The organism is Breoghania sp. (assembly GCF_030066895.1).
Classification (GTDB): Bacteria; Pseudomonadota; Alphaproteobacteria; order Rhizobiales; family Stappiaceae; genus Breoghania.
Genome location: NZ_JASJAV010000010.1, coordinates 19,413 through 44,333 on the forward strand (window position 1 = coordinate 19,413; position 24,921 = coordinate 44,333).

The following is a 24,921-nucleotide window of genomic DNA, read 5'->3' on the forward strand; positions in this document are numbered from 1 at the left end:
ATGGTGGAGCTGTTCGGCAGTCTGTCGGCCGGATCTGGACTTCAAGAGAACTTCTCGTTCATCGATCCGGATGAGATGCCTGATATCGAACGCATCCTGCGCAAGAGCGGGGCGCGGGATGCGGATCTGCCGGATGTCGATGCGCGCCTTCTCATTGCCATCGCCTTGAAACTGGTGCCCGCCAAGCATCGTCTGGGCGTCGTCGATGAGCCGATGGAGGCGAAGATCGTCGCAGCGCGCAAGCTCTTCCAAGAAAAGGTCGGGACCGCAGGTGGCAAGTTCGTGCTGTTTGATCGTGAAGCCTGGGTGACGCCGCTGTCCATCGAGGACAATCTCATTTTCGGCAAGCCGCCAGGCGCGGGAATGTTTCGAACTTCTCATCGGCAAGATGATCGAGGAGATGGGTCTGCACGAACCGATTTTGAAGGCGGGGCTCGACTAAAATGTCGGGGTGGCCGGTTCGCGACTGACGGCAAGCCAGCGCCAGAAGATCTCCCTGGCCCTCGTCTTGTTGAAACGCCCGCAGGTCCTCATCATCGACGGCATCGCAGGCGGTGCCAATGCCTCCGATACGGCGCTGCGTGACGGGATTCGGGAGGCGGCGAAGGGCCGGACGCTTCTCTACGGTCTCGATGATCTGGAGCCCGCGGAGGCATTTGCCTACAGCATCACGCTCGTCAACAGCAGGATCGATGCCCAGGCCTCTCCGCCAAAGGATACCTCCCAGTTAGCCGACGAGGCCGGATCCCTGGCACAGGGAGCCGCATCGTGAGGTGGCCGGCATCGAAGGCGTTGTCTGCCGCGCTTTTTCCCGCTCTGGATAAGCGCGGGAGACGTGTGCACTATATCAAGGGTCTTCGGGGCTCACCCCTTGCGCGGGCCACGCGCCGGAGGGTTGACGGCAGTGTGATGGACGGGCTTTGGTCGAACAGGCTGGCCGGAGCGGCACAGGCGCAGAAAAGGTTGATCCATGACGATTGGCAGCGAAGTCGATGCCTTGTGCAAGGTGCCGCTGTTTCGCGGCATCGAGGCGACGAAGCTGAGGCTTCTCGCCTCCATCAGCGAACGCATTCGGTTTCGTCCGGGCGAACATCTGTGCTCTCAGGGTGAGCCCGGCGACAGCGCCTTCATCATTCTGGCCGGACAGGCGGATGTGCTCGTGGCGACCGAGAACGGCCAGCAGGTCGTCGCCCGGGTCGGGGCCAACGATATCGTCGGCGAAATCGCCATTTTGTGCGACGTGCCGCGCACCGCCACGCTGGTGGCCATCGACGAGATGGATGTCCTGACGATTTCCAAGGAGAACTTCCTGAAGCTTCTCAAGGAATTTCCGGAAATGGCTCTGAAGGTCATGAGGGTTCTGGCCCAGCGTCTGGAAAAGGCCACACGCGACTTTGGCGCGGCGACCGCAACACTTGCGGAGCGCGCGAGCGGCTGAACGCGACCCCGCGTTTCCGACCTTGTGCGAAAGAAGGTGCGTTTCGTGATCTGGATCACAAGTGAAACCGCCGTTTATGGCTAGGGTTGTGAAAGGCAAAAATCGGTTGGTCCATATCCGAAGTCGGGTAATACCGCCGTCTCACGGAGGGGGAACCTTCTCGCAAGACCCGAAAAGCGGAGGCGGGTAAGTTGTTCCGGACCGGTCTTTGACGAGGTGCCGGAGAGCGTTCGCAAACCGCGACAAGGCAGGAGTTCGCCGCATTGGTGCGTGAATTTTCTTTGCGTTTCTGGGGCGTGCGCGGATCAACGCCGACGCCCGGACAGGAGACGCTGCGCTACGGAGGGGAGACGACCTCTCTGGAGATCCGCGCCGGGGACAAGCTCATTCTTATCGATTGCGGCTCCGGTGCGCGTCGGTTGGGGCGTGATCTGATAGAGCGCGGCGAGCGGGATATCGATCTGTTCTTCACCCATACGCACCTGGACCATATCTGTGGCCTGCCGTTTTTCCAGCCGGCCTATGACGCCGATTTCGCGGTTCGTTGCTGGGCCGGGCATTTCGCCGAAAGCCACTGTCTGATGGATGTGGTCCGGCGCATCATGTCGCCGCCGATCTTTCCCGTTGCCGCCGACACGCTGAAGGGCGTGACGTTTGAAACTTATGCGGCAGGTACGCGTTGGGCCTTGGGCGATGTCGAGATCGAGACCACCAGGCTCAACCATCCGGGGGGAGCCTGCGGTTACCGGTTCACTTTCGAGGGGCGATCGATCGCCGTCATCACCGATCACGAACACGGCAATCCGCAGTTGGATACCGCCGTGGAAGCTTTTGTGAAGGGTGTGGACGTCATGGTTTATGACGCCATGTACAGTGATGAAGAGTATCCGAAATACGTCGGGTGGGGGCATTCCACCTGGCAGGAGGCTCTGCGATTGGCGCAAAGGGCGTATGTGTTGATGCCCGTGCTTTTTCATCATGATCCGGGGCGCAGCGACGATGCGCTGGATGAGATCGGCGAGTTGATTGCAAAGAAGCATGCCGGTGCGTGCGTGGCGGTTCAGGGCATGAAGATTGAACTCTGAACCGATGCGTACGTTGTAGACCGAAAGAGACTGGTCTCCGGAAAACGGACGCATACTTCAAAAGGGGACAGGTTCCAAAAAGCGAGCTGAAGAAGAGAAACGGGATAGTGTTCCGAATGTGAGGAGAAACAGGTGCGTTTTTCGCCCTGTTGGAGCAACGCGAGGTGCCAGGATGGCACGGTTCCCGAGGCTGTTTCGCAAACAGGCTCTATCAGAAGTGATCCCCGCCAGGATGGCGGAGGAGATTTCACGCCGGGATGTGGCGGCAGAGCGGCTGATTGGCTGGGTTCAACTCGGCGTCGTCGTTTTCTTTGCCTTGCTCTATTGGATAGCTCCGCGCGCGGAAGGCGCGTCGGGATTCAATTTCATTCCCTGGGCGCTCGCGGTCTATTGCCTGTTCACGTTCTGGCGGTTGGTCCAGTCCTATCGGCGCGAAATGCCGAACTGGGTGCTCAATCTCTCCATCATCGTCGACATTCTGCTGCTCGTCGGGATCATCTTTTCCTTCCATATCCAGTACGACCAGCCGCCCGCCTTCTATCTGAAGGCGCCGACAGTGATGTACATGTTCCTGTTCATCGCCTTGCGCGCGTTGCGGCTCGATCCGCGTTTCGTGCTTACCGCAGGCGGTGTCGCCGCACTGGGGTGGTCGGGGCTCGTTGCCTACGCGGTTCTGACCGATCCGGACGGCATGGTGGTGACGCGCAACTATGTGCATTACCTCACATCCAATGCATTGCTGGTGGGGGCGGAACTCGACAAGCTGATCATCATTCTCGCCGTCACGCTGCTGCTTGCCTTCGGGCTTGCGAGAGCGCGCGGGATCTTCTTCGAGGGATCCGCAATCATCTGGCGGCGAGCGAACTGAAGCGCTTCTTTGCGCCTGAAGTTGCCAACACGATTGCCGAAGGAAAAACCGAAATCGAGGTCGGGCAGGGGATGAACGTGGAAGCGGTCGTGCTGGTGGTCGATATCCGCGGCTTCTCGCAAGTGGCCTCCCGTCTGCCGCCGGAAACGGTCATGCGCATCCTGAGCTGTTATCAGGGTGTGGTAGTGCCGGTGATCCAGCGACGCGGCGGCGGCATCGACAAGTTCCTGGGCGACGGCATCCTGGCGACTTTCGGCGCGCTCGCCCCGTCCCAGACCTACGCGGCCGATGCTCTGGCTGTCGCCATGGAAATCATCGCAGTCATCAATGCGAGCCAGACCGCGTTCGCGGATGCCGGATGGCCTGGTAAGATCCGCGTCGGCGTGGCCATGGCGTCCGGGGAACTGACGATCGGTGTCGTCGGCGTTGCGGATCGGCTGGAATACACGGTCATCGGCACGCCGGTGAACCTGGCCGCCAAGCTGGAGGACGCCAACAAGGGGTTCAATACTTGCGCCATCGCCGCCGCGGACACCTATGAACTGGCCCGCAATCAGGGCATCAGGGTAAAGGCTCTCGAAATCCGTCGCGATGCGTCGATCCCAAGACTGGAGGCGAGCGTGGACGTGGCGCTTCTCGTCAACAATGAGGGGAAGATCTACAACGCCTTTTCCAATGGCCCGGATCTCGCCGGTAATCATATCCTGTCGTAACGGCATGGCTTGACCGCGAGCGAGCGAACTGCAAGCTGGGATCGGATTCACAATCCGGCCGGCAGGTCGGATTCATTTCCGGGAGGACAAGAATGCAGTTGAATGGTTTGCTCGCCGCGGTGGTCACCGGCGGGGCATCCGGTTTGGGAGCAGCAACGGCGAAAATGCTGGCCGAGGCGGGAGTAAAGGTCTCACTGTTCGATCTCAACGAAGAGGCCGGTGAGAAAACGGCCGCCGAAATCGGCTCAAAGTTCATCAAGGTGGACGTCTCAAGTGACGAGAGCGTCGTGGCGGGCTTTGAGGCAGCGCGCGCCGCACACGGTCAGGAGAGCATCCTGGTGAACTGCGCAGGCATCAATCCTGCCGCCAAGACGGTCTCGCGCGGTGCACCGCATTCGATGGATCTGTTCGAGAAGACCGTTTCCATCAATCTGGTCGGCAGCTATCGCTGCATCACCAATTCCGCAGCCGGAATGATTACCCTCGATCCGGCAACGCAAGATGGCGGGCGCGGCGTGATTGTCTCCACCGCTTCCGTCGCCGCGTTTGATGGACAGATCGGGCAGGCGGCCTATTCCGCCTCCAAGGGCGGCATCGCGGCGCTGACATTGCCGGTGGCGCGCGATCTCTCGCAATACGGCATCCGCGTCATGACGATCGCACCGGGCATCTTCGAGACCCCGATGCTGATGGGCCTGCCGCAGGAGGTTCAGGACAGCCTCGGCAAGCAGGTGCCATTTCCCTTGCGCCTCGGTCGTCCGACCGAATATGCGCAACTGGTGAAGTCGATCTGCGAGAACGATATGCTGAACGGCGAGGTCATCCGTCTCGACGGAGCGATCCGCATGGCGCCGAAATAGAGCCTGCGATCAGACGAAACAAAAAAGGGGACGTCGTGCTGACGTCCCCTTTCGTTTTTCATCGAATGTCAGAACAGGTCACGCAACCGCGGCGGCCCGTTCCTTTTTCCGGGCAAGCCCTTCCACCAAGTTGACGATGATCTTGAAGCCGGCTTCCTGATCCAGCGACATGATCGATTCCGGGTGGAACTGCACGGCCGCGATCGGTTCGTGCTTGTGCTCGATCGCCATGATCGTGCCGTCCTCGGTCTGCGAGACGACGCGCAACTCGTCCGGCAGCGTTTCGCGCTGAGCGTAGAGCGAATGGTAGCGCCCGACCGTGACCGGCGATTCCAGATCGTGAAAGAGCAGCGAGTCCGGGTCGAACGTCACTGCGGACGGCTTGCCGTGCATCGGAACCTTCAACTGGCCAAGAACGCCGCCGAAGCTTTCCGCCAGCGCCTGCAGGCCGAGGCAGACGCCGAAGATCGGCGACCCCCGCGCCCGCGCCCGACCAATGGTCGCCGCGCAATCAAAATCGCGCGGATTGCCCGGTCCCGGCGACAGCACGACGAGATCGGGATTGATGTCGTGGAAGACCGCATCGGCTACCGGCGAACGGAAGGTCACGACCTCCGCGCCCGTCTGGCGGAAATAGTTGGCGAGCGTGTGGACGAAGCTGTCTTCGTGGTCGACCAGCAGGATCTTCACGTCGGCGCCCGGCTGCGGGCGGGTGTTCGCGGTCGCGACCGGATCAAGCGCCAGACCGGCTTCGCGCACTGCCGCGCGCATCGCCTCCGCCTTCAATTCGGTTTCGGCCTCTTCGTCTTCGGGCACGCTGTCGAAGAGCAGCGTTGCACCCGCACGGATCTGCGCGACCCCGTCCTTGATGCGAACGGTGCGCAGCGTCAGGCCGGTATTCATGTCGCCGTTGAACAGAACCGCGCCGATCGCTCCGCCGTACCAGGCACGCGGGCTCTTCTCGTGGTTCTCCACAAACTCCATCGCCCAGCGCTTCGGCGCGCCGGTAACCGTCACCGCCCAGGTGTGGGAGAGGAAGGCGTCGAGCGCATCCATGTCGTCGCGCAGGATGCCCTCGATGTGATCGACCGTGTGGATCAGGCGCGAATACATCTCGATCTGGCGACGGCCGATGACGCGCACCGAACCGGGCACGCAGATGCGTGACTTGTCGTTGCGGTCGACGTCGGAGCACATGGTCAGCTCCGCCTCGTCCTTCTTGGAATTGAGGAGCTTGCGGATCTGCGCCTCGTCCTCGATGGCATTCTTGCCTCGCCGGATGGTGCCCGAAATCGGGCAGGTCTCCACCCGCCGTCCCCCAGTTACGCGCACATACATCTCCGGCGAAGCGCCGACGAGATATTCGGAATGGCCGAGATTGATGAAGAAGGCGTAAGGGGCGGGATTGATCGACTGCAGGCGGCGGGAAACGGCGGAAGGTGGGTTGGGGCAGGCTTCGTTGAAGACCTGGCCGGGCACCGCCTCGAACAGGTCCCCGCGCTTGAAATATTCCTTTGCCTCACGCACCAGCTCGGCATATTCGCCGGGCTTGCGATCGCCGCGTCCGGGATCGCCCGTGGCCGGCTGATAGGGCGAGACCTCGCCTTCGCGTTTCAGTTCGGCGGTCGTCTTGCCGTCGACCTCGAACTCGTAGCTCAGCACATGCGCCTTGCGGCCGTAGTGGTCGACGATCAGCATCTCATCGGGCAGGTACAGCACCAGATCGCGCTGGTCGTCGGGCCGCTTCAGTTTCAGATCGATCGGTTCGAACTGGAAGCACAGATCGTAGCCGAAGGCGCCGTAAAGGCCGAGATGATCGTCCGGGCAGGAGAACAGCTCGATCAGGGCGCGCACGATGGAGAAGGTGGACGGCTGGCGGGAGCGCTGCTCTTCGGGCAGGAAACGTGTCGGAGAGGCGATCAGCGCGGCATAGCCGTCATCGAGCGCTTTCATCTCCTCGATGTTCGCATGGTTTTCCAGCGCCCGGCCGATCACCGGCAACAGCACATGGCCGCGTTCGTTGAGTGCGCGCACCGTCACCGTACGGGCATTCGATTCCACTACAAGCGGCGGATTGACCAGCGCCATGTCCCAACGCGTGTAGCGACCGGGATATTCGTAGGAGGAGGAGAAGACCGCGCCGCGCTGCGAATCGAGCTTGTCCATCCAGGCGCTCGTACCCGCTTCGTAGTCGGTGTCCCGCAGATTCCGCGAAACGGTGATCCCTCCCGCCGTTTCGAACTGCTCATCTGCCTTGAGGCTCATTCCCGTTCACTCCTTCGATCCATCGCTGCCCTTGATGCGCACAATCGGGGGCCGGAAACGACGAGGCCGCCCGAGGGTGTTATCCCTGGGCGACCTCGTCGTCACCGGCATGCGGACATGCGTCGTCGTGGCCACCCTAGGGACACCACCACCAGCCCGTCATGTTGCACACGTTGATCATGGCAGCTTGGATACCCTATGTTGCACGGCGATGCAATCACGATACGTCGGGGGCTTGTCGCGGAGATCTGCGCAAAAGGCGATCCAGCGTCATTCGGGCGCAGATGGGTCCATGCGCACATGCACATGGTGCTGTGACAGAGGACTTTCCTCCACGTTAAGCTCATTGCCGATAAGACGATGAGATCTGGGACTGGGCCTGGAATGGGATAGGGCATGCAACACAAATCTGACGTGACTGAATTGATCGGCGTATTGCCCGAAGTGCAGGGCCTGAAGATCACGCCGGATGCGCGTGACGGTGTTGCGACGCATTTCGCCGCGATTCGAGCCGCGGCCGAGGAAGCTGCGGAACTGCCGCTGGATGATACGACCGAACCGGCCTGGCGCTTCGAGGCCTGACCCATGCATCTTGATCCGTTACTCGGCACCGTTGCCGAAATCGTCGAGGCCGTGCGTCTGCGTGAGGTCTCCGCTCTCGATATGGCCAAGCTCGCGATCGCCGCCGCCGAGGCCGTCAATCCGCACGTCAATGCCTTTACCGACATCACCGCCGAGCGCGCGTTGAAGGAAGCCGACGCGCTCGATGCCCGCATCGCGTCGGGTGATCCGCTGCCGCCGCTTGCCGGTCTGCCCTATGCGGCCAAGAACCTCTACGACATCGAGGGGCTGACGACGCGTGCGGGCTCCAGGATCAATCGTGACAACCCGCCTGCCGCAGCCGATGCCGCGCTCGTTGCGTGCATGAAGGGGGCGGGCGCGCTGCTCATCGGCGCGTTCAACATGGACGAATACGCCTACGGCTTCACCGGAACCAACGAGCATGACGGCGACGTGCGGAACCCGCACGACACGAACCGCATGGCGGGCGGATCCTCGGCGGGCGCAGGGGTTGCCATCGCGGCCGGTGTGGTGCCCGTGGTGCTCGGTTCCGACACGAACGGCTCCATCCGCGTGCCGTTCGCCTTTTGTGGCACCTTCGGATTGAAGGCAACTTGACCATGTCGGACCGCTGGCGTGGTCCGCGCGCGGGCTCGCCATGATCCACGATGCCATCGCCGGGCATGATCCCGCCGACCCGGTTTCCGTTCGCCATCCGCTCATGTCCTGTCAGGCGGCGCTGGAAGAGGGGGCGGAAGGCTTGCGCATCGCGGTCGCGGGCGGATGGTTCCGACAAAACGCTAATCCGGATGCGCTCGCCGCTGTCTATCTCGCGGCCCGCACGCTGAACGTGGAGCACGAGGTCGAACTGCCGGAAACCCGCAAGGCGCGTCTTGCGGCCTACGTCATCACGGCGGTGGAGGGCGGCTCGTTCCATCTCGACCGCCTGCGTGCGCGTGCGGATGATTTCGAGGCGGAAACGCGCGTGGCGATGATGGAGGAATGACGGGAGGAGGGGGCTTGCCTGCCCCTCTTTCGCCCTATGCCTTTTTCCGTGGGACGTCGAAGGCGGCGTGCTCGCCGGGGGCGAAATCCTTCGGCTGTTTGCCGTAGGTTTTGAACTTCTCCATCACCTGGGCCATCTCGTCCTCGCCGAGAACGATCATCGGCTTGCCGGTCGCCGCCGCCATCTGACTGACTAGGAAATACTGGTGGCAGAGTTCCTCAACCTCACCGGCCAGCCAAAGCGCTTTGGGCAGCGTCGGGCCGAAGGCGATCTGACCGTGATTGGCCAGAAGACAGGCCGTACGCCCTTCAAACCCCGCGATCATGTTGTGCGACAGCTCCGCCGTGCCGAAGGTCGCATAGTCCGTGCAGCGCAATGTCGTCCCGCCTGCAACCGCGATCATGTAGTGGAAGGGCGCGATCTCCAGGCGCAGGCAGGAGAGCGCCGCCGCATGACTTGAATGCACATGCACGATGGCGCCCGCTTCCGCGCGCGCGGTAGATATCGAGATGCATGCGCCATTCCGACGAGGGCAGCCAGTCGCCTTCGTAGGCGCCCTGAAGATCCATGGCGACGATGTGGTCGGGGGTGAGGTCGTCGTAGGGAATACCCGACGGCGTGATCAGCAGACCGTCCCGCGTGCGTGCGGATACGTTGCCCGACGTGCCTGTGTTGAGCCCGGTGGCGTTCATGGTCCGGCAGGTATCGATGATGGCTTGGCGAAGATCGGTCTCTGCGGTGCTCATGGATCTAGATTAGGGGAGAGCGTGACGGGGCGCAAGAGACCTCTCCGGGAGACGCGGGCGGCATTGCGTCTCCCCTTACTCCGGTAGCGGAATGAACTCGTCTTCGTCGCCCGGCACGATATCGAATTTCCGTGACTTCCATTTCGCCTCGGCCTGCTCGATGCGGTCCTTGGAGGAGGAGACGAAGTTCCACCAGATGTGGCTATGATCGCCCATCGGTTCTCCGCCGAGCAACTGGAAGCGCGCCGGCGTCATGGCATTGACCCGCACATTGTCGCCGCGGCGGAAGACGAGAAGCTGACCGGAGCCGAACATATCGCCTGAAATCTCGATCTGCCCGGACAGCGTATAGATCGCGCGTGCGTCATAGCCCGCATCGATCGGCAGTTGCGCGCCCGGTTCCAGCGCCACATCCGCATAGACCATGTCGGTGAAGGTCGGCACCGGTGATTTCTCGCCGAAAAGCTCGCCAATGATGACGCGCACCTGCGTGTCCCCGTTGGAGAGATAGGGAAGGTCCGCCTTCTCTAGATGGGTGAAGGCGGGCGAAACCTCTTCCTTGTCCTTCGTCAGCGCCACCCAAGTCTGGACGCCGAAGAGATTGCCGTCGCTTTCCCGCATCTCCGGGCTCGTGCGTTCCGAATGAACGATACCGCGCCCCGCCGTCATCCAGTTGACGTCGCCCGACCGGATCGCCTGCGCCGAACCCGAGCTGTAGCGATGGAAGATCTCTCCCTTGTAGAGATAGGTGACCGTGGCGAGCCCGATATGGGGATGCGGGCGCACGTCTAACCCCTGTCCCGAAATGAACTCCGCCGGCCCCATCTGGTCAAGAAACACGAAAGGCCCGACTATCCGCCGCTTGGCCGAGGGAAGGGAGCGGCGCACCTCGAACCCGCCGATATCGCTGGAGCGCGGAACGACGATGGTTTCCACCGTATCGCATGACGGCCGATCACCGGGCTGAGGGTCTGCGGACCGACTGGACATGGGGCTCTCCTTGACTGGCCGCGCGTGCATCATCGCATGCAAGCATACATGCGGCTTGTACGACCAGTGTGGCGGAGGCGCGGCATGCTAAAAAGTGATAACACCGTCAACCATTTTAACGGCCGTAACAGAGTTGTCATCCGGTGCCGGATCCGACTATTCCGCCTTAACTCTTCTTCTTGAAGCGCTCTTTCAGTTCCGCGCACTTGTCGGTGCGCTCCGCTTTTGGCGTGAACCAAATGTAGTCATAGATGCCGAGAGCCGGCAGATAGTCTGCAGGATCGGTTTCGCCCGCCTCAATTTCGACCATCGCCACGATGCGCATGGAGGCGTCCGGTGCGCGTTCACGCAGGTACCAGGGAACGGCCATGTATGCCCGCACACGTCCCCGCCCGGCGATCAGCACCGCACCATCCGTACCCGCATTGGCGATGAGCGCGTCGGCAAGCGATGCGTCGCGGGCGCGCTGCACCGGCACCATGGCCGTGACGGCGGGTTCCGGCAGCAGGTTGCAGTGTCCGTCGCGCAGTTCCTGCTTCAGCGTTTCGAGCGCCGTTTCCGGGAGCGGCTTCTCGATCTCCCAGCGTTTCACCGTGTCCTTGCCGAAGGCGTCAACCCCCTCCTTGCGGAAACGCTTCAGGGCCGTTTTCGACACGTCTCCGGCCACCATCGGCAGCTTTGCGGCGAGAGCGGCATCGGCAATCGGACGGTACATCGACCAGTCGGGCCAGCCGCTCTTGTCCCAGTCGAGCGTCGTGCCCATCTCTGAGCCGTCAGCGGGATCTGTGGCCAGATAGGAGGAGAGTGCCTCCGCCTTGTCGATCGGGATTATCTCGAAAGCGACGGCGGGCTTGCGACCGGCGTCAGTGAGCACGGACACGATCCACGCCTGCCGAAGATGATGATCGGGATTGTCATGCGTCTCTCCCGCCAGAACGAAGCGGGCGGTCACGATATCCTTGGCGAGCTCCTCCGGTGCCACGAATGCCTTTTGCTTCACCGACCAGATCTTGCCGATAAGCGGATTGTCGCGATTGAGCGGCGCCTGCCAGTCCTTCGGCAGGTTGGGAAGCGCGGCAAGGGCAGGGGCGACCAGCATGGCACAGACGGCGGTGGCGGCCAGGTGGAGGAGGATCATGAGCGTATCTCCGATAGGGGGCAAGCAGAGATAAGGGCTGAACGGAAGGCTGTCCATAGGGCAGGCGAGAGCCGGGATTCTCATCGTCCAGAAGGGGCGGGGCGTGTCGAGAATCGGCTAACGCAAAATATTTGTGTTTAGTGGAGCGGAGGAGTATGCCGCTGGCACATCACTCGCAAGGATTGCATTTCCCATGTCTCGTTTGTCTGTATGCGACGACGCGCCCTCGGCGCGGCACGGCGCGTTTGCGTTTTATGCCGTCACTCTGGCGACCTACATGGCGACTTCCGCCGCCCCCACACCGCTTTACCGTCTCTACCAGCGCATGTGGGCCATCAGTCCCGTGCTGATCACCGTCATCTTTGCGGCCTATGCCCTGTCTCTGCTGGTTGCGTTGCTAGTCGCGGGATCCCTGTCCGACCATATCGGCCGACGCCCTGTCATCTTCATTGCCCTGCTGGTGCAGGCCGTTTCCATGGCGATCTTTCTCGTCACCGATGGTGGCGCGTCCCTGATCGCGGCGCGAACCATGCAGGGCATCGTGACGACGTAGCTGGGCGCAGCCATTGTCGATGTCGACAGCTGCAACGGTCCCGGCTTCAACAACCTGGCGCCGCTGAGCGGCATGGGCGTCGGCGCGATCCTGTCCAGTCTGCTGGTCACCTTCGCCCCCGCTCCGACCCATCTCGTCTACGCGTTCCTGCTCGTCCTCACCCTGGTTGAGGTCGGTGTGATCTGGCTCATGCAGGAAACCGTGTCGCGCCGTCTCGGTGTGCTTGCCTCGCTTGATCCGCGGGTGACCATTTCCCTCTCCGCCCGGCGCATGTTCTGCTTTCTGATCCCGTTCGCTGTGGCGCTCTGGATGCTCGACGGTTTCTTTCTGTCGCTCGTTCCCTCAGTTGTCGCACGCGCCACGGGAAGTCAGTAGCCGCTGGTCAGCGGTTTCGTCGTGGGCGTGCTGATGCTGTCGGGGACCGTCGCGATCCTTGTCCTTCGGCTGACGCTGCCGGCGCGCGTGATATTGCTGTGCACCGTGCTCATGCCGCTCGGGATCGTCGCGCTGATCGTCGGGATCGCCGATAGCGGACTGGCAGTGCTGTCGATCGGTTTGGTCGTGGCCGGGTTCGGCGTGGGGGCCGGTTTTTGCGGTGCGATGTGCACCCTGTTGCCCTGTGCCGGAGCGCACGAGCGGGCCGAACTGCTCGCCGTCTTCTTCATCGTCGCCTATCTGGCGATGAGCCTTCCGGCAATCGGCGCGGGCTATCTGTCCGATCTCATCGGCCTGTCCGCAACCGCGGAGGTTTTCGGCTCGGTGGTGATCCTGCTGACAGTGTTCGGCTATTTCCTGCTGCGGACCAACGACGTGTTCTCTGAAGAGACACTTACGACGCCCGGAGAATGATCGAACAGCCGCGCGACGAGGTCGCGCCAGCGCGCCTCCCGCAGCGGCTGGTCGAACAGGATGCGATAGACGATCGGTGACAGGATGTGACCGACGATTTCCTCGATTGCGGGGAAGACTTCGCCGCGCGCCTCGGCGCGCTCGGCCAGAATGCGCAACTGCTTGCGGGAATGGTCCGTGCAGATGCTCGCCTTGCTGGTGTCCGGTTGTGCGGCCAGAACGTCGCGGATCATGGCCTGTCCCGGCCCCGAGGCCATTTCCTCGGCGAATTGTTCCGTCCACGCCTCGAGATCGGTCCGCGCTGTGCCTGTGTCGAGCGGCTCATCATCCACATCGAAGCGGCGAATGGCGACATCGGCCAGCAGTTCGGGTAACGTGCCCCAACGACGATAGATCGTGGAGGGGGTGACGCCGGCCTTTTCGGCAATCAGCGGGATCGTCAGACCGTCGCGCCCGATATCGCGGAGCAGTTCCTCGATAGCCGCATACACGCTGCCTGAACCCGCGCGCTTCGTCCGCCCGGGCTTGTCTGAATTCGTGTGGCCATGCCATAGCCTCAGGGGGCTTTCCGCAATCGAGAAGATGATGCCCCGGACTATAAGCAATGGCTTCGTTTTCGCAAATTCTTTGCGTTTAAGAGCCCGCCTTCCGCAAGATCGAGCGCGAAGGCCATCGAAAATGAAGTCGGGTACCGGCAGAGATCCCGGTGCACGGCGGAAAACGGTGCACCGGGAGTACATCTGATCGCCTCTATCCCATCGTCGGGATGGAGAACTCCGCACCTTCCTTGGTGCCGGACGACCAGCGCGAGGTGACCGTCTTGGTGTGGGTGTAGAACTTGAAAGCGTCGGGGCCGTGCTGGTTCAGGTCGCCGAAGCCGGAGCGTTTCCAGCCGCCGAAGGTGTGATAGGCCAGCGGTACCGGGATCGGCACGTTGACGCCGATCATGCCGATATTGATGCGGCTGCAGAAGTCGCGCGCCGTATCGCCGTCGCGGGTGAAGATGGCGACGCCGTTGCCGTATTCGTGGCTCATCGGCAGATCTAGGGCTTCCTCGTAAGTCTTGGCGCGCACCACGGAGAGGACGGGACCGAAGATCTCGGTCTTGTAGATGTCCATGTCCTTGGTGACGTTATCGAACAGGCAGCCACCGATGAAGTTGCCGTTCTCATAGCCCTGAAGCTTGAAGTTGCGCCCGTCCACGGCGAGCGTTGCGCCTTCTTCCACGCCGCGATCTACCAGACCCTTGACCCGTGCATAGGCTTTCCTTGGTCACCAGCGGGCCGAAATCAACGTCGTTATCGGCCGTGTAAGGACCGATCTTGAGGTTCTCCACGCGCGGGATGAGCTTTTCCATAAGGAGATTGGCGGCAGCTTCGCCGATGGGAACCGCAACCGAGACCGCCATGCAGCGCTCGCCCGCAGCGCCATAGCCCGCGCCGACGAGCGCGTCGACCGCCTGATCCATGTCGGCATCAGGCATGATCAGCATGTGGTTCTTGGCGCCGCCGAAGCACTGCACCCGCTTGCCCGCCGCACAGCCGCGCGAATAGACGTATTGAGCGATCGGCGTGGAGCCGACGAACCCGACTGCCTGGATGATGTCGTCATCCAGAATGGCATCGACCGCTTCCTTGTCGCCGTTCACGACGTTCAGAACGCCTGCGGGAAGTCCGGCTTCCAGCATCAGCTCCGCCAGCATCATCGGAACGGAGGGATCGCGCTCCGACGGCTTCAGGATGAAGGCGTTGCCCGCCGCGATCGCCGGGCAAAACTCCCACATCGGGATCATCGCCGGGAAGTTGAACGGGGTGATACCCGCCGCCACACCCACCGGCTGACGCATGGAATACATGTTGATGCCGGGGCCTGCGTCTTCGGAGAACTCGCCCTTCATCATGTGCGGCGCGCCGATGCAGAATTCGGCCACTTCCAGCCCGCGAATGACGTCGCCCTTCGCGTTCGGCAACGTCTTGCCGTGCTCGCGCGAAAGGGCCTCGGCGAGTTTGTTCATGTCGCGGTGAAGCAGATCGACGAACTTCATCAGAACGCGTGCGCGGCGCTGCGGATTGGTAGCTGCCCAGCCGACCTGCGCGGTGGCGGCATTCTCCACCGCGGCGCGAATTTCCGCCGGGCTCGCCAGCGCGACCTTGGCCTGAACTTCGCCTGTTGCTGGGTTGAAGACGTCGGAGGTGCGCCCCGATGTGCCGGCGACATGCTTGCCGCCGATGAAATGACCGATTCCTGCATGGTGAAAGAGCCTCCCGAACTAGTGTCTTTGCCCGTTTCTCCGACGGTTTTTGCCGATCCGCCGATCCTCCAGCAGTTTGCATCAAGCCGCGGGAAACGCAACGCTCGACCGAGCGGAGCCGTTGTGCAAGAATGAAGTTCGATATTGGCAATCGGCGATGTTGCGCTGCATAGATTTGAGGAGCAGGGGACGTGCGTGGGGCCCATCCTTCGAGACGGCAATGACGCACCTCCTCAGGGTGGCGTTATCAGGTGGCTATCTTTGGAGGGACTAGCACCAAACACAACTTCACCCTGAGGAGGTGCGTCATTGCCGTCTCGAAGGATGGGCCCCCGCACCAGTCAATCCCCGCCGTATCCAAAGCCCTACACTCTTTCGGAGAGATGGATCAAATGAACTGGGACGACGTCCGCATCTTCCTTGCTATCGCGCGTGCGGGGCAATTGCTAGCCGCCGGGCCAGGCTGGGGCTCAACCACGCCACCGTCGCCCGCTGGGTTACCGCCCTTGAAAAAGCGCTGAAGATAAAGCTCCTCGACCGGAGGATCAACGGCTGCATGCTCACACCCGCGGGCGAACGATTCCTGGCATCCGCTGAGGCGATGTAGGCGGAAATTCTGGCCGTCGGTGCGGTGAGCGATGAAGACGTCGCGGTTGCCGGAACGCTGCGCATCGGTACTCCCGACGGGTTCGGCGTTGCGTTCCTTGCTCCGAGGTTAGGGGAATTGACCGCCCGCTATCCCGAACTCACCGTCCAACTGATGTCTGCACCCCGCTCCGTCTCATTGTCGCGGCGCGAAGCGGATCTTGCCATTACCGTGGAGCGACCCGAGCACGGCCCCGACTGGTGGTGCGCAAGCTGGTCGACTACACGCTCGCGCTCTTCGCCCATGCCCGCTACCTGGAGCAGAATGGGGTGCCGCAGAGCCCTGCCGATCTCAGGCATCACCAGTTCGTCGGATATGTGGAGGGTCTGGTTTTCTCCCCCGCGCTTGCCTATGCGGGGGAGGTCGTCAAGGACTGGCAGGCGCGTTTCGAGATCGCCTCGGCTCTCGGTCAAGTTGAGGCCGTGCGCGCCGGGGCCGGGATCGGCATCCTGCACAGCTTCATCGCGCACCGCGATCCCGATCTTGTCCCGGTTCTGCCGGAAAAGCGCATACACCGCGCCTATTGGCTCGCCTATCACGAAACCTTGCGCGACCAGCGCTCTGTCCGCGTGGTCGCCGATTTCGTCAAGGATCTGGTGGAGCGGGAAAAGGATATTTTCGCCTGAGCGGAGAGGAGATGCTCGCGGCCTTGTGACGTCCGTCCGGGCCTTTTCTGCTTGATGAACGAAGGCCGGGATCTATATCGGCAGGCGATACAAAACGACAAAAATAGGATGTTCCATAACGACGGTCACGGCCACTGCAGATGTGCCGACGCAAAGCGCTAGCTGATACCTGCAACAGCTTTGCAAGCACTGGAGCCACAAGCTCGACGTCGAATTTTCGCAGGAGGAGGGCAGGGTGGTTTCCCCCCCAATGGGCGCAGCGGCAACTGGCCGGGCGAAGGGCGCCTGACCTTGCATGCGGAGGCAGATCATCTGCGCTGCGATCTTGATGCCAGTACGAGCGAGCAGCTTGAAGTCCTGAAAGGCGTCGTTGAACGCCACCTCGATCGCTTCTCCTTTCGCGAAGCCCCGCTCGCCTTTGATTGGCGAGACTGAACTGGACGTTTTACGTCAGGGCCCGGGGCTCAAGGCCCCGGGTGAGGCGGGATGCAACGTCCCGCTGAAACTGTCTCGGATCGAACGTTACGACTTCGAACCGCCGAACTGTTCCCAGGCATCCATGGCCTGAGCGGAGTACATCAGCGACGGGCCTCCGCCCATGTAGATCGCGATGCCCAGCATTTCCTCATATTCCTGCCGGGTCGCGCCAAGCTGCACCAGATTGCGGCTGTGGAAGCCGATGCAGCCGTCGCAGCGCAGCGCGATGGCGATGCCCATGGCGATGAGTTCCTTGGTCTTCTTGTCGAGAGCGCCGTCCTGTTCGACACCGTCGACCATCTTGCGGAACCCCGCCATCGTCTCCGGGATTTCCTTGGTGAGAACCCCGACCTGCTTTGAAATGGCCTTGGTGATTTCGGGGTAGGGGGTGGTGCCCATAGACTTACTCCTTTCACATAATAACGTTCGAATATGTTTAACTGATAACACTACCTATGCGGGTCCCGTCACCGGGGATCTTGCGATTTGGAAGTCACATTTTGACGCGCACCGGGAAAAGGCCGCAACGGCACCCGCAAGCCCCGTGAGTGTGAGGCAGACGCGTCCGTGGTGTCGCCGCATCTTTCCCCAATGTCAATTGGGTCTTCACGTTTCTGCGGTATTCAAAATAAATATCCATTTTATTTCTGATTTTTTTTGGAGCGCGGTAAGGGGGCAACGTGGTTGAGCGAAATTCCACATTCGGCAGGCGAGGTCTGAACCAGGAAGTTCGCGAATTCGTCCAGCGCGAGAGTTCTTCCGAGGAAAGCCTGCTGCGCACCTTCATCGGCCCGAATGCCGACAAGTTTCTTCAGCTTCACGAGAAGAAGCAGGTGCGCAAACGCGCATGGCGCTTCAACTGGACCGCATTCTTCTTCACGCTGCCGTGGCTCTTCTATCGGAAGATGTATCTTTACGGCATCGTCGTGCTGTTGATCCCTATTCTGATCGCTCTGATTTTTCCCCGTTTGAGCTCGTCTTCAGGATTGGGGCTTGCCGTGGCGATCGGCATGCAGGGCAGCGGCTTCTATCTCGACGCGGTGCGTCGCCGGATTGGCAAAATCGAGGCTCTCGGACTTCCCGCTGCCGAACGCGACGACCTCTTGCGCGAGCGCCGTGGTGTCTCCGCTATTGGCGCCAGTTTTGGGGCCCTCATCGTCATCGCTCTCATGAACCTGCCATTCGTGCTCCAAGCCGTGGCCAAGCTGCCTGCCTGTGATGACCCCGGCGCCGTCCAGATCACTCGAAATGCTCTTCAAAAGAGCTTTCAGGAGGACGGAACAACGGCGAAGTCTCTGGATCTCACGGATTTCAAGCAACAGAGCGCCGATACGGACAAGGATCGCCGCGTCTGCAGCTTTACCGCGATGGTCGACGGCCGGGCTGTCGGGTATTTCGCTGAACTGACATGGCACAATCGCGAAGAGCTGCAATATCAGGTCAAGGTCTTCAAGGATCTGCAGGAACTGAGACGTTGAGTGAGGTTGTCGGCTCGATAGCGGATGGCTCTCTCATACGCGTTCTGGCGATGATCTCCGCGACGGTGCCGCCCTTCGTCATCGTGCTCTATTTCCTCGTCGTAACGCGTCTTCCCTGGGACGATGAGCGCATCCGGACCGCTTTCGGCTTCGGTGTGCTCGCGGTCTTTCCCGCCATGGTCATCGAATTGCTGGCTGTCTGGAAGACACAGGACAGTGGCGGATCTCCCTGGGGCTTGTTCGCAAGGCCTTCCTGCTCGTGGCTCTGCCCGAAGAAGGCATGAAGCTTCTGGTGGTGCTGATGGCGTGCGGCAGGCGATTGCGCGAGTTGGCCTCGCGCCGTCTCTTTGTCACCGCGATCGCCGCAGGCGGCGGCTTTGCCTTGCTGGAAAATGTTCTCTTCGTGGTCGGTCAGTTGTATTGGGCCATCAAGGCGATCCTGCGAAGCATCAGTGCCGTCCCGGGTCATGTCTTTGTCGGCGGCGCGGTGATGGGATTGTGCCTCATCAAGGCGTCGCGGGGGCCGCAGTGCCTGCTGTGGTGGGTGATCGCACTGCTCCTGCCAATCGTATTGCACAGTGCCTACGACTACTACCTCTTCGAGCTCAGCGATGCCTCCGCTCGGGCTCAGGCGCGCGACATGATGAATTTTTTCGCGCTGGCATTCATCATGATCATGCTGATCGAAGCCGCCCTGGCGCATTTCGATCTGATTGCGCTGATGTGCGGGGAAATCGGAACGGTGAGCAGGGGAGAGCCGGGGGCGGTTGGATCGCCCCGTTTCGTGTCGGGCTACCGGCAGCCGTCACGTCTGCAATGCCCGTCCTGGCAACGTCGCTGCCTCAACGCGGTCATGCCGCATCGCGTGACATGGGCTTTCCTGGGATCGCTCTGGCTCGCAGCCGGCGTGCTTTTGCTGTGGCGGGCCCTGACCGGGCAGGGCTTCACTGCGGAAACGCAGAACGTGGCCTTCGAACTGGGCATCGCCGTCATTGCCGGGGTCGACGCGGTTGCGTTCTTCGCGCTCGTGGTCATTCCCCGTTGTGGCAATCGGGTCTTGCCACAAAAAACCGGAGGCGGGGACCGCCTCCGGCTGTTTTTGAAACCGTTTTTGGTTCAGGCGGGCATGCATCACCGGTCCGGTGTAGCCGGAGGGCTGCTCGAGGCCCTTGAAGACCAGATCGCATGCCGCCTTGAAGGCGATGGTGTCGAAGCTCGGCGCCCATCGGCGTGTAGTTGGCGTCGCCCGCATTCTGACGATCCACCACCTCGGCCATGCGCTTCATCGTGTCCATCACCTCGCTTTCGGTGACGACGCCGTGATGCAGCCAGTTGGCGATGTGCTGGGAGGAGATGCGGCAGGTGGCACGATCTTCCATCAGCGCGATGTCGTTGATGTCCGGCACCTTGGAGCAGCCGATGCCCTGATCGACCCAGCGGACCACGTAGCCGAGAATGCCCTGCGCGTTGTTCTCAACTTCCACCTTCACATCCTCGTTCGACCAGCTCGGCCGCTCGGCGATGGGAATGGACAGGATGTCGTCGAGAGACGCCCGCTCGCGTCCGGCGATCTCTGCCTGACGCGCCTTCACGTCCACCTTGTGGTAGTGCGTGGCATGGCAACGTCGCGGCGGTCGGCGAGGGCACCCAGGCGCAATTGGCACCCGCCTGCGGATGGCCGATCTTCTGGTCCAGCATGGCGTGCATCAGGTCCGGCATGGCCCACATGCCCTTGCCGATCTGAGCCTTGCCGCGCAGGCCGCAGGACAGCCCGATATCGACGTTCCAGTCATCATAGGCCTTGATCCAGGGCAGGGCCTTCATGTCGCCCTTGCGCACCATCGGGCCCGCTTCCATGGAGGTGTGGATCTCGTCGCCCGTGCGGTCGAGGAAGCCGGTATTGATGAAGGCAACGCGGGACTTGGCGGCCCGGATGCATTCCTTGAGGTTCACCGTCGTGCGGCGTTCCTCATCCATGATGCCGACCTTCACCGTGTTGGGGGCAAGTCCGAGGAAGCCCTCGATGCGGGTCAGCATCTCGTCGGTAAAGGCGACCTCGTCCGGTATGTGCATTTTCGGCTTGACCAGATAGATCGAGCCGCTGCGCGAATTACCGAGCCCCTCGCCCTTCAGGTCGTGCATGGCGATAAGCGTGGTGAAAGTTGCGTCCAGCAGGCCTTCGAATGCTTCGTCGCCGTTGGCATCCAGAATGGCCGGGTTGGTCATCAGGTGGCCGACATTGCGGCTCAGCATCATCGAACGACCGTGCAGCGTGACGGTGCCTTCCCCGTCGGGGGCGGTGTATTCACGATCCGCATTGAGCTTGCGGGTGAACGTCTTGCCGCCCTTGGTGACCTTTTCGGTGAGGTCGCCCTTCATCAGGCCGAGCCAGTTGCGATAGGCTTGGGTCTTGTCCTCGGAATCGACCGCGGCGACCGAATCCTCGAAATCCATGATCGTGGAAACGGCGGCTTCGATGATCATGTCGGACACGCCCGCCTTGTCGGCCCCGCCGACCGACGTGGAGCGGTCGACAACCAGCTCAACATGAAGCGCGTTGTTGACCAGCAGCATAGCGGTCGGTGCGCTGCCTCGCCGCGATAGCCGACGAACTTCTCCGCTTCGCTCAGCGCGACTTTGGAGCTGTTCTCCAGGGCAACAGTGAGTTTGCCGTCCTCAACCGCATATCCGGCCGCATCCGCATGCGAGCCTTCTTCCAGCGGCGCGACCTCGTCCAGGAACGCCTTTGCCCAGGCGATGATGCGCTGGCCGCGGGCCGGATCGTAGCCGGTGCCGGTGGGCAGGTCGCCCATGGCATCTGTGCCGTAGAGCACATCGTAAAGCGAGCCCCAGCGCGCATTCGCGGCATTCAGCGTGTAGCGGGCATTGGTGATCGGCACCATCAGCTGCGGACCCGCGATGGTGGTGAATTCCTCGTCGATTCCGTCTGTATCGACGGTGAAGTCGGGGCCTTCTGGTTGCAGATAGCCGATCTCGCCGAGAAACTTCTTGTACTCGTTGAAATCCATCGGCCGGCCGCGACCGGCCTTGTGCCATTCGTCGAGCTGCTTCTGCAGTGTCTCGCGGCGGGTGAGCATTCGCGGTTCTTCGGGCCCAGCTCATTGATGAGAGCGCCGAGGCCGACCCAAAAATCGGCCGCTTTCACCCCGGTGCCCGGCAGGGCCTCGGTCTCGACAAAATCAAAAAGGTCCTTGGCAACCTTGAGGTCTGAGGTTTCCACCCGGTTCTGCGTCATGGCGCTTTCCTGTTCGTTGCGGTGTCAGGCAATGCGCATGCGCGCAGCCTCATGCATTCGCCGATTTCCATAGCAGGGATATGGCCGTTGCTCAAAAGCACGTCTGGGAAAAGATGTGTTTCCCGCACGCGAGCCTAAGCGGATGAAGTATATGATACCGCCAAAAAAGATAATACCGTATGACTGATATGTGTGGCTGATATGCAATATTACCGCATAAAAGATCATTTCATTTGTGTAAGTTTTGGGTAATAAAACGAATGTTGAATAGAACAGAGGGCGATGGTGGCTTGCATGGCTCCGTCGGGTGGTTTTGCAATGGTGGGGGATGCCTTGGTGGACGGGCGAATTTTGGTCGAGCTGATTCTGCCGCCGGTCGCCGGTGATTTCGGGGAACTGGTCTCTTGTTCGGATTGCGAGTCTCTGCCCTGCACGGATTTGCGAAAGGCCCACGCGTCTTTTCACGCCGCTTTCGCCTTTCCGCAGGACTGGTTCTGACCGGCCTTGCCGCATGCTCCGCGCTATCCGGCTCCAACTTCGGCCGAGGAGGGGCTGGCCCTGACCTACATCTCCACCGCCATCCGGAACGATGACGGGTCTTACGTCAAGAAAATGGGTGTGACGCTTCCGCTCTTGAGCGAGATCGGCTTCGGCATGGACATCGGTTTCGCAGGGCGTCTCTACACCGCGATGGGGCCTGCCGAGATGGTAGCCGCTCCGGCCAGTGTCATGTGGGGATGGGTCGCGGTTTCGGGCGACGAAACACTGCCCATATGGGATACCTCCACGCTGGCCATGTCGATGACCCCGAGCGATGACTATGGCAGCGTGAACTGGACCAACACCCGAAGCTGGAAAGTGGCCGGCAAGGGGCTGGTCGCGAACCTCGACGACAAATACTGGGTGAACGTCAACACGCTGGACGACGATCCGATGATCTGGGGAGCCGGGACCTCCATGCGTCTGGAGGCGACGCGCTACGGCACCGTTCTGGAGGGCGGGCTCGATCATCTGAACGGTGACGGTACCTTCGTTGCCACTCTTTCCGTACAACAGAAATTAGCCAAGAGATTTCAGCTCGGCGCAGCTGTTTCCGACGTGCTGGATGAACCGATTGCTACGATAAGCGCGGAAACGACGCTCGCCAAGAACTTCGTTCTCACCGCATCGTTTTCCGATGGACTGGACGACGACGACGACGATTCGGTGAAAGCGTTCAAGGCAAGCTATGCGCTGACGTGGTGAGTCGGGGGCGCCTTGCGCACGCCTCCCTCAGTCGCGTCTGCTCTTCGAAAATCACCAGATACATCGCTTTTTCCACCGTCATTGCCCGGCGAAGTTCGGGCAATCCATCGGGCGCCGGTTTCCACTGAGGGTGCTGGATCCCCCAGACGAAGCCGGGGGATGACGATCGATAGGTCGAAGGAAAACCGGCGCCTAAGCCACCATTTCCTGCTGGTAGTCCTTCACGTCGGTGAACTTGATATCCGGGTTGCGCTCTTTTTCGTAGTTCAGCATGAAGGCGCTGGTCGCCATGAAGACCGGCGCGTCGTCGAGATCGGCGGCCATGGCGGAGCGGTTCTTGTCCATGAACTTGTCGAAAGCGGCGTGGTCGCTGGAAGATACCCAGCGGCAGGCCTCGCAACGGGCCGGCTCGAAGGCGATTGGCAGGCCGTACTCGGTCTTCATCCGCTCCACCAGCACGTCGAGCTGCAGCGCACCGACGACGCCCACCAGTGCGGGCGAACCGTCATGCGGGGTGGACGCCTGCACCACGCCTTCCTCGGCGAGCTGTTGCAGCGCTTCCTTCATCTTCTTCGCCTTCATCGCGTCTTTCAGCGAAACGTGGTGCAGGATTTCCGGCGCAAAGCTCGGTACGCCGCGGAAGATGACTTTCTCGCCCTCCGTCAACGTGTCGCCGATACGAAGTGTGCCGTGGTTCGGGATGCCCACCACGTCGCCCGCATAGGCCTCCTCGACGAGGCTGCGGTCCTGAGCGAAGAAGAACTGCGGCGTACGCAGGCTGATGGTCTTGCCGGTACGCGACAGGCGGGCCTTCATGCCGCGCGTCAGCTTGCCGGACACCACACGCATGAAGGCAATGCGGTCGCGGTGATGCGGGTCCATGTTCGCCTGGATCTTGAAGACGAAGCCGGTCATCTTCGGCTCGTGCGGTTCGATGAAGCGCGCATCGCACGGCGTGGGGGCGATTTCCGCAAGCAGGTTGATCAGGTTGCGCACGCCGTAATTGCGAAGCACGGAGCTCCACAGAACTGGTGAGAGATGGCTTTCGCGGAAGCCCTGCAGATCGAACGGCTTGCAGCCGATCTGGGCGAGTTCCAGCTCCTCCAGCATCTCCGTGCGGTTGCCGTCGGGCAGAAGAGCGCCGACCTTCTCGTCGTCGGCTTCCGAAACCGGCGTTCCCTCCGTTTGCTCGTCGATCTGGCGGATCGTGTTGGCGCGCAGGTCATAGGTGCGCCCGCAAACGAACGTCCGCGCCCGATCGGCCATGTGACCGGAGCCAGGTCCAGCGCCAGCGTGTTCTAGATGTCGTCAAGCAGTTCGAACGGATCGCGGCTTTCGCAGTCGAGCTTGTTGATGAAGGTGACGATCGGGGTGTCGCGCAGGCGGCATACCTCGAACAGCTTCAGCGTGCGCGCCTCGATGCCCTTGGCCGCGTCGATCACCATGATCGCGCTGTCGACGGCCGACAGCGTGCGATAGGTGTCTTCGGAGAAGTCCTCGTGGCCCGGCGTATCCAGCAGGTTGAAGACGCAATCGGCATATTCGAACGTCATGACTGATGTCATCACCGAGATGCCGCGCTCCGCCTCGATGCTTATCCAGTCGGAATGCGTGGCGCGTCGGTTGCGCTTGGCCTTCACTTCGCCCGCCAGCTGGATCGCGCCACCGAACAGCAGCAGCTTTTCGGTGAGCGTCGTCTTACTGGCGTCCGGGTGCGAGATGATGGCGAATGTGCGCCTGCGGGAGACAGGATCAGTCATGTTGCTCTTTTCAGGATCCGGTGGGTTGCACCAAACGCGCGACGGGCCGTCCTTGGCTCAGACGAGCGTTTGTCAAATGGGAAGAGGCCGGAGCCGGGTCAATACGGTGG

The 24,921-nt window shown here is 61.6% G+C and carries 20 protein-coding genes and 8 pseudogenes; 18 read left to right on the forward strand and 10 right to left on the reverse strand.

The window, feature by feature from the left end:
* From QNJ43_RS11330 to QNJ43_RS11355, 6 genes are all read left to right on the forward strand, one after another.
* Positions 1-585, forward strand: a complete 585-nt coding sequence (locus tag QNJ43_RS11330; protein WP_300470058.1) for a hypothetical protein — start codon at positions 1-3, stop codon at positions 583-585.
* Positions 586-970: 385 nt separating this feature from the next.
* Positions 971-1,438: a Crp/Fnr family transcriptional regulator gene (locus QNJ43_RS11335; RefSeq protein ID WP_300470060.1), complete on the forward strand. Its 468-nt coding sequence runs from the start codon at positions 971-973 to the stop codon at positions 1,436-1,438.
* A gap of 266 nt (positions 1,439-1,704) precedes the next feature.
* Entirely contained in the window at positions 1,705-2,523 is an 819-nt protein-coding gene (locus QNJ43_RS11340; RefSeq protein ID WP_300470062.1) for an MBL fold metallo-hydrolase, read from the forward strand.
* Between the two features lie 172 nt (positions 2,524-2,695).
* The gene (locus tag QNJ43_RS11345) at positions 2,696-3,391 is read left to right on the forward strand and encodes a hypothetical protein (RefSeq protein WP_300470064.1); all 696 of its coding nucleotides are present in this window, start codon (positions 2,696-2,698) and stop codon (positions 3,389-3,391) included.
* 71 nt (positions 3,392-3,462) lie between these two features.
* Positions 3,463-4,104, forward strand: coding sequence for an adenylate/guanylate cyclase domain-containing protein (locus QNJ43_RS11350; protein WP_300470067.1), 642 nt, complete (start codon positions 3,463-3,465; stop codon positions 4,102-4,104).
* A 92-nt stretch (positions 4,105-4,196) separates the two neighbouring features.
* Positions 4,197-4,964 carry an SDR family NAD(P)-dependent oxidoreductase gene (locus tag QNJ43_RS11355; protein ID WP_300470069.1) on the forward strand — a complete coding sequence of 256 codons (768 nt, stop codon included), beginning with the start codon at positions 4,197-4,199 and terminating at the stop codon, positions 4,962-4,964.
* Between the two features lie 78 nt (positions 4,965-5,042).
* Here the strand turns inward: QNJ43_RS11355 and QNJ43_RS11360 are convergent, their stop codons facing one another.
* Complete coding sequence (locus QNJ43_RS11360) at positions 5,043-7,229, reverse strand: anthranilate synthase component I (protein ID WP_300470071.1); 2,187 nt, start codon at positions 7,227-7,229, stop codon at positions 5,043-5,045.
* Between the two features lie 414 nt (positions 7,230-7,643).
* Between QNJ43_RS11360 and QNJ43_RS11365 the strand changes: the two genes are divergently transcribed.
* Together QNJ43_RS11365 and QNJ43_RS11370 are read left to right on the forward strand one after the other, a co-directional pair.
* On the forward strand, positions 7,644-7,811 hold the full coding sequence (locus tag QNJ43_RS11365) for an AtzG-like protein (protein ID WP_300470073.1): 168 nt from the start codon (positions 7,644-7,646) through the stop codon (positions 7,809-7,811).
* Between the two features lie 81 nt (positions 7,812-7,892).
* Positions 7,893-8,796 (forward strand): annotated as a pseudogene (locus QNJ43_RS11370) (amidase family protein).
* A 34-nt stretch (positions 8,797-8,830) separates the two neighbouring features.
* Here the strand turns inward: QNJ43_RS11370 and QNJ43_RS27075 are convergent.
* The 4 genes and pseudogenes from QNJ43_RS27075 to QNJ43_RS11385 all read right to left on the reverse strand — a co-directional run bounded on the left by QNJ43_RS27075 (position 8,831) and on the right by QNJ43_RS11385 (position 11,670).
* Positions 8,831-9,268 (reverse strand): class II aldolase/adducin family protein, encoded by a 438-nt coding sequence (locus QNJ43_RS27075; RefSeq protein WP_346432944.1) that lies wholly within the window; start codon positions 9,266-9,268, stop codon positions 8,831-8,833.
* A 76-nt stretch (positions 9,269-9,344) separates the two neighbouring features.
* A pseudogene (locus tag QNJ43_RS27080) lies at positions 9,345-9,542 on the reverse strand (class II aldolase/adducin family protein); the annotation flags it as partial.
* 75 nt (positions 9,543-9,617) lie between these two features.
* The gene (locus tag QNJ43_RS11380; protein WP_300470075.1) at positions 9,618-10,532 is read right to left on the reverse strand and encodes a pirin family protein; all 915 of its coding nucleotides are present in this window, start codon (positions 10,530-10,532) and stop codon (positions 9,618-9,620) included.
* A gap of 166 nt (positions 10,533-10,698) precedes the next feature.
* Positions 10,699-11,670 carry a ChaN family lipoprotein gene (locus QNJ43_RS11385; RefSeq protein ID WP_300470077.1) on the reverse strand — a complete coding sequence of 324 codons (972 nt, stop codon included), beginning with the start codon at positions 11,668-11,670 and terminating at the stop codon, positions 10,699-10,701.
* Between the two features lie 193 nt (positions 11,671-11,863).
* Here QNJ43_RS11385 and QNJ43_RS11390 point away from each other — a divergent pair, with 193 nt between their 5' ends.
* The 3 genes from QNJ43_RS11390 (at position 11,864) to QNJ43_RS11400 (ending at position 13,072) form a co-directional block, all read left to right on the forward strand.
* Positions 11,864-12,223: an MFS transporter gene (locus tag QNJ43_RS11390; protein WP_300470079.1), complete on the forward strand. Its 360-nt coding sequence runs from the start codon at positions 11,864-11,866 to the stop codon at positions 12,221-12,223.
* 72 nt (positions 12,224-12,295) lie between these two features.
* Positions 12,296-12,598 (forward strand): hypothetical protein, encoded by a 303-nt coding sequence (locus QNJ43_RS11395; protein ID WP_300470082.1) that lies wholly within the window; start codon positions 12,296-12,298, stop codon positions 12,596-12,598.
* A gap of 21 nt (positions 12,599-12,619) precedes the next feature.
* Positions 12,620-13,072, forward strand: coding sequence for a hypothetical protein (locus tag QNJ43_RS11400; protein WP_300470084.1), 453 nt, complete (start codon positions 12,620-12,622; stop codon positions 13,070-13,072).
* On the opposite strand, the pseudogene QNJ43_RS11405 reads toward QNJ43_RS11400, so the two are convergent.
* Positions 13,009-13,619 (reverse strand): annotated as a pseudogene (locus tag QNJ43_RS11405) (TetR/AcrR family transcriptional regulator). The gene QNJ43_RS11400 and the pseudogene QNJ43_RS11405 sit on opposite strands and share 64 nt — an antisense overlap.
* Before the next feature lie 203 nt (positions 13,620-13,822).
* Positions 13,823-15,314 (reverse strand): annotated as a pseudogene (locus tag QNJ43_RS11410) (CoA-acylating methylmalonate-semialdehyde dehydrogenase).
* A gap of 401 nt (positions 15,315-15,715) precedes the next feature.
* Here QNJ43_RS11410 and QNJ43_RS11415 point away from each other — a divergent pair.
* The 3 genes and pseudogenes from QNJ43_RS11415 (at position 15,716) to QNJ43_RS27090 (ending at position 17,030) form a co-directional block, all read left to right on the forward strand.
* A pseudogene (locus tag QNJ43_RS11415) lies at positions 15,716-16,595 on the forward strand (LysR family transcriptional regulator).
* A 169-nt stretch (positions 16,596-16,764) separates the two neighbouring features.
* On the forward strand, positions 16,765-16,884 hold the full coding sequence (locus tag QNJ43_RS27085) for a DUF2218 domain-containing protein (RefSeq protein ID WP_346432953.1): 120 nt from the start codon (positions 16,765-16,767) through the stop codon (positions 16,882-16,884).
* 2 nt (positions 16,885-16,886) lie between these two features.
* The gene (locus QNJ43_RS27090; RefSeq protein WP_346432945.1) at positions 16,887-17,030 is read left to right on the forward strand and encodes a DUF2218 domain-containing protein; all 144 of its coding nucleotides are present in this window, start codon (positions 16,887-16,889) and stop codon (positions 17,028-17,030) included.
* 87 nt (positions 17,031-17,117) lie between these two features.
* Here the strand turns inward: QNJ43_RS27090 and QNJ43_RS11425 are convergent, their stop codons facing one another.
* Positions 17,118-17,471, reverse strand: coding sequence for a carboxymuconolactone decarboxylase family protein (locus QNJ43_RS11425; protein WP_300470086.1), 354 nt, complete (start codon positions 17,469-17,471; stop codon positions 17,118-17,120).
* Between the two features lie 281 nt (positions 17,472-17,752).
* Here QNJ43_RS11425 and QNJ43_RS11430 point away from each other — a divergent pair, with 281 nt between their 5' ends.
* From QNJ43_RS11430 to QNJ43_RS11440, 3 genes and pseudogenes are all read left to right on the forward strand, one after another.
* Positions 17,753-18,550 carry a DUF2628 domain-containing protein gene (locus QNJ43_RS11430; protein WP_300470089.1) on the forward strand — a complete coding sequence of 266 codons (798 nt, stop codon included), beginning with the start codon at positions 17,753-17,755 and terminating at the stop codon, positions 18,548-18,550.
* Positions 18,547-18,834 carry a hypothetical protein gene (locus QNJ43_RS11435; protein WP_300470366.1) on the forward strand — a complete coding sequence of 96 codons (288 nt, stop codon included), beginning with the start codon at positions 18,547-18,549 and terminating at the stop codon, positions 18,832-18,834. Before QNJ43_RS11430 ends, QNJ43_RS11435 begins: the two co-directional genes overlap by 4 nt.
* Positions 18,831-19,142: pseudogene (locus QNJ43_RS11440) on the forward strand (PrsW family glutamic-type intramembrane protease); the annotation flags it as partial. The gene QNJ43_RS11435 and the pseudogene QNJ43_RS11440, both read left to right, overlap by 4 nt.
* Before the next feature lie 528 nt (positions 19,143-19,670).
* Here the strand turns inward: QNJ43_RS11440 and QNJ43_RS11445 are convergent.
* A pseudogene (locus QNJ43_RS11445) lies at positions 19,671-21,806 on the reverse strand (malate synthase G); the annotation flags it as partial.
* 504 nt (positions 21,807-22,310) lie between these two features.
* On the opposite strand from QNJ43_RS11445, the gene QNJ43_RS11450 reads away from it, so the two are divergent.
* A complete protein-coding gene (locus tag QNJ43_RS11450) occupies positions 22,311-23,051 on the forward strand; it encodes a hypothetical protein (protein WP_300470091.1) in 741 nt (246 codons plus the stop codon).
* 192 nt (positions 23,052-23,243) lie between these two features.
* Here the strand turns inward: QNJ43_RS11450 and QNJ43_RS11455 are convergent.
* Positions 23,244-24,811: pseudogene (locus tag QNJ43_RS11455) on the reverse strand (peptide chain release factor 3).
* Between the last annotated feature and the right edge of the window lie 110 nt (positions 24,812-24,921).

Excerpts from the sequence above, each read along its gene's own strand:
- QNJ43_RS11330 (WP_300470058.1), top strand. The coding sequence starts at position 1 with ATGGTGGAGCTGTTCGGCAGTCTGTCGGCCGGATCTGGACTTCAAGAG.
- QNJ43_RS11335 (WP_300470060.1), top strand. The coding sequence starts at position 971 with ATGACGATTGGCAGCGAAGTCGATGCCTTGTGCAAGGTGCCGCTGTTT.
- QNJ43_RS11345 (WP_300470064.1), top strand. The coding sequence starts at position 2,696 with ATGGCACGGTTCCCGAGGCTGTTTCGCAAACAGGCTCTATCAGAAGTG.
- QNJ43_RS11350 (WP_300470067.1), top strand. The coding sequence starts at position 3,463 with ATGAACGTGGAAGCGGTCGTGCTGGTGGTCGATATCCGCGGCTTCTCG.
- QNJ43_RS11355 (WP_300470069.1), top strand. The coding sequence starts at position 4,197 with ATGCAGTTGAATGGTTTGCTCGCCGCGGTGGTCACCGGCGGGGCATCC.
- QNJ43_RS11360 (WP_300470071.1), bottom strand. The coding sequence starts at position 7,229 with ATGAGCCTCAAGGCAGATGAGCAGTTCGAAACGGCGGGAGGGATCACC.
- QNJ43_RS11380 (WP_300470075.1), bottom strand. The coding sequence starts at position 10,532 with ATGTCCAGTCGGTCCGCAGACCCTCAGCCCGGTGATCGGCCGTCATGC.
- QNJ43_RS11385 (WP_300470077.1), bottom strand. The coding sequence starts at position 11,670 with ATGATCCTCCTCCACCTGGCCGCCACCGCCGTCTGTGCCATGCTGGTC.
- QNJ43_RS11390 (WP_300470079.1), top strand. The coding sequence starts at position 11,864 with ATGTCTCGTTTGTCTGTATGCGACGACGCGCCCTCGGCGCGGCACGGC.
- QNJ43_RS11395 (WP_300470082.1), top strand. The coding sequence starts at position 12,296 with ATGGGCGTCGGCGCGATCCTGTCCAGTCTGCTGGTCACCTTCGCCCCC.
- QNJ43_RS11425 (WP_300470086.1), bottom strand. The coding sequence starts at position 17,471 with ATGGGCACCACCCCCTACCCCGAAATCACCAAGGCCATTTCAAAGCAG.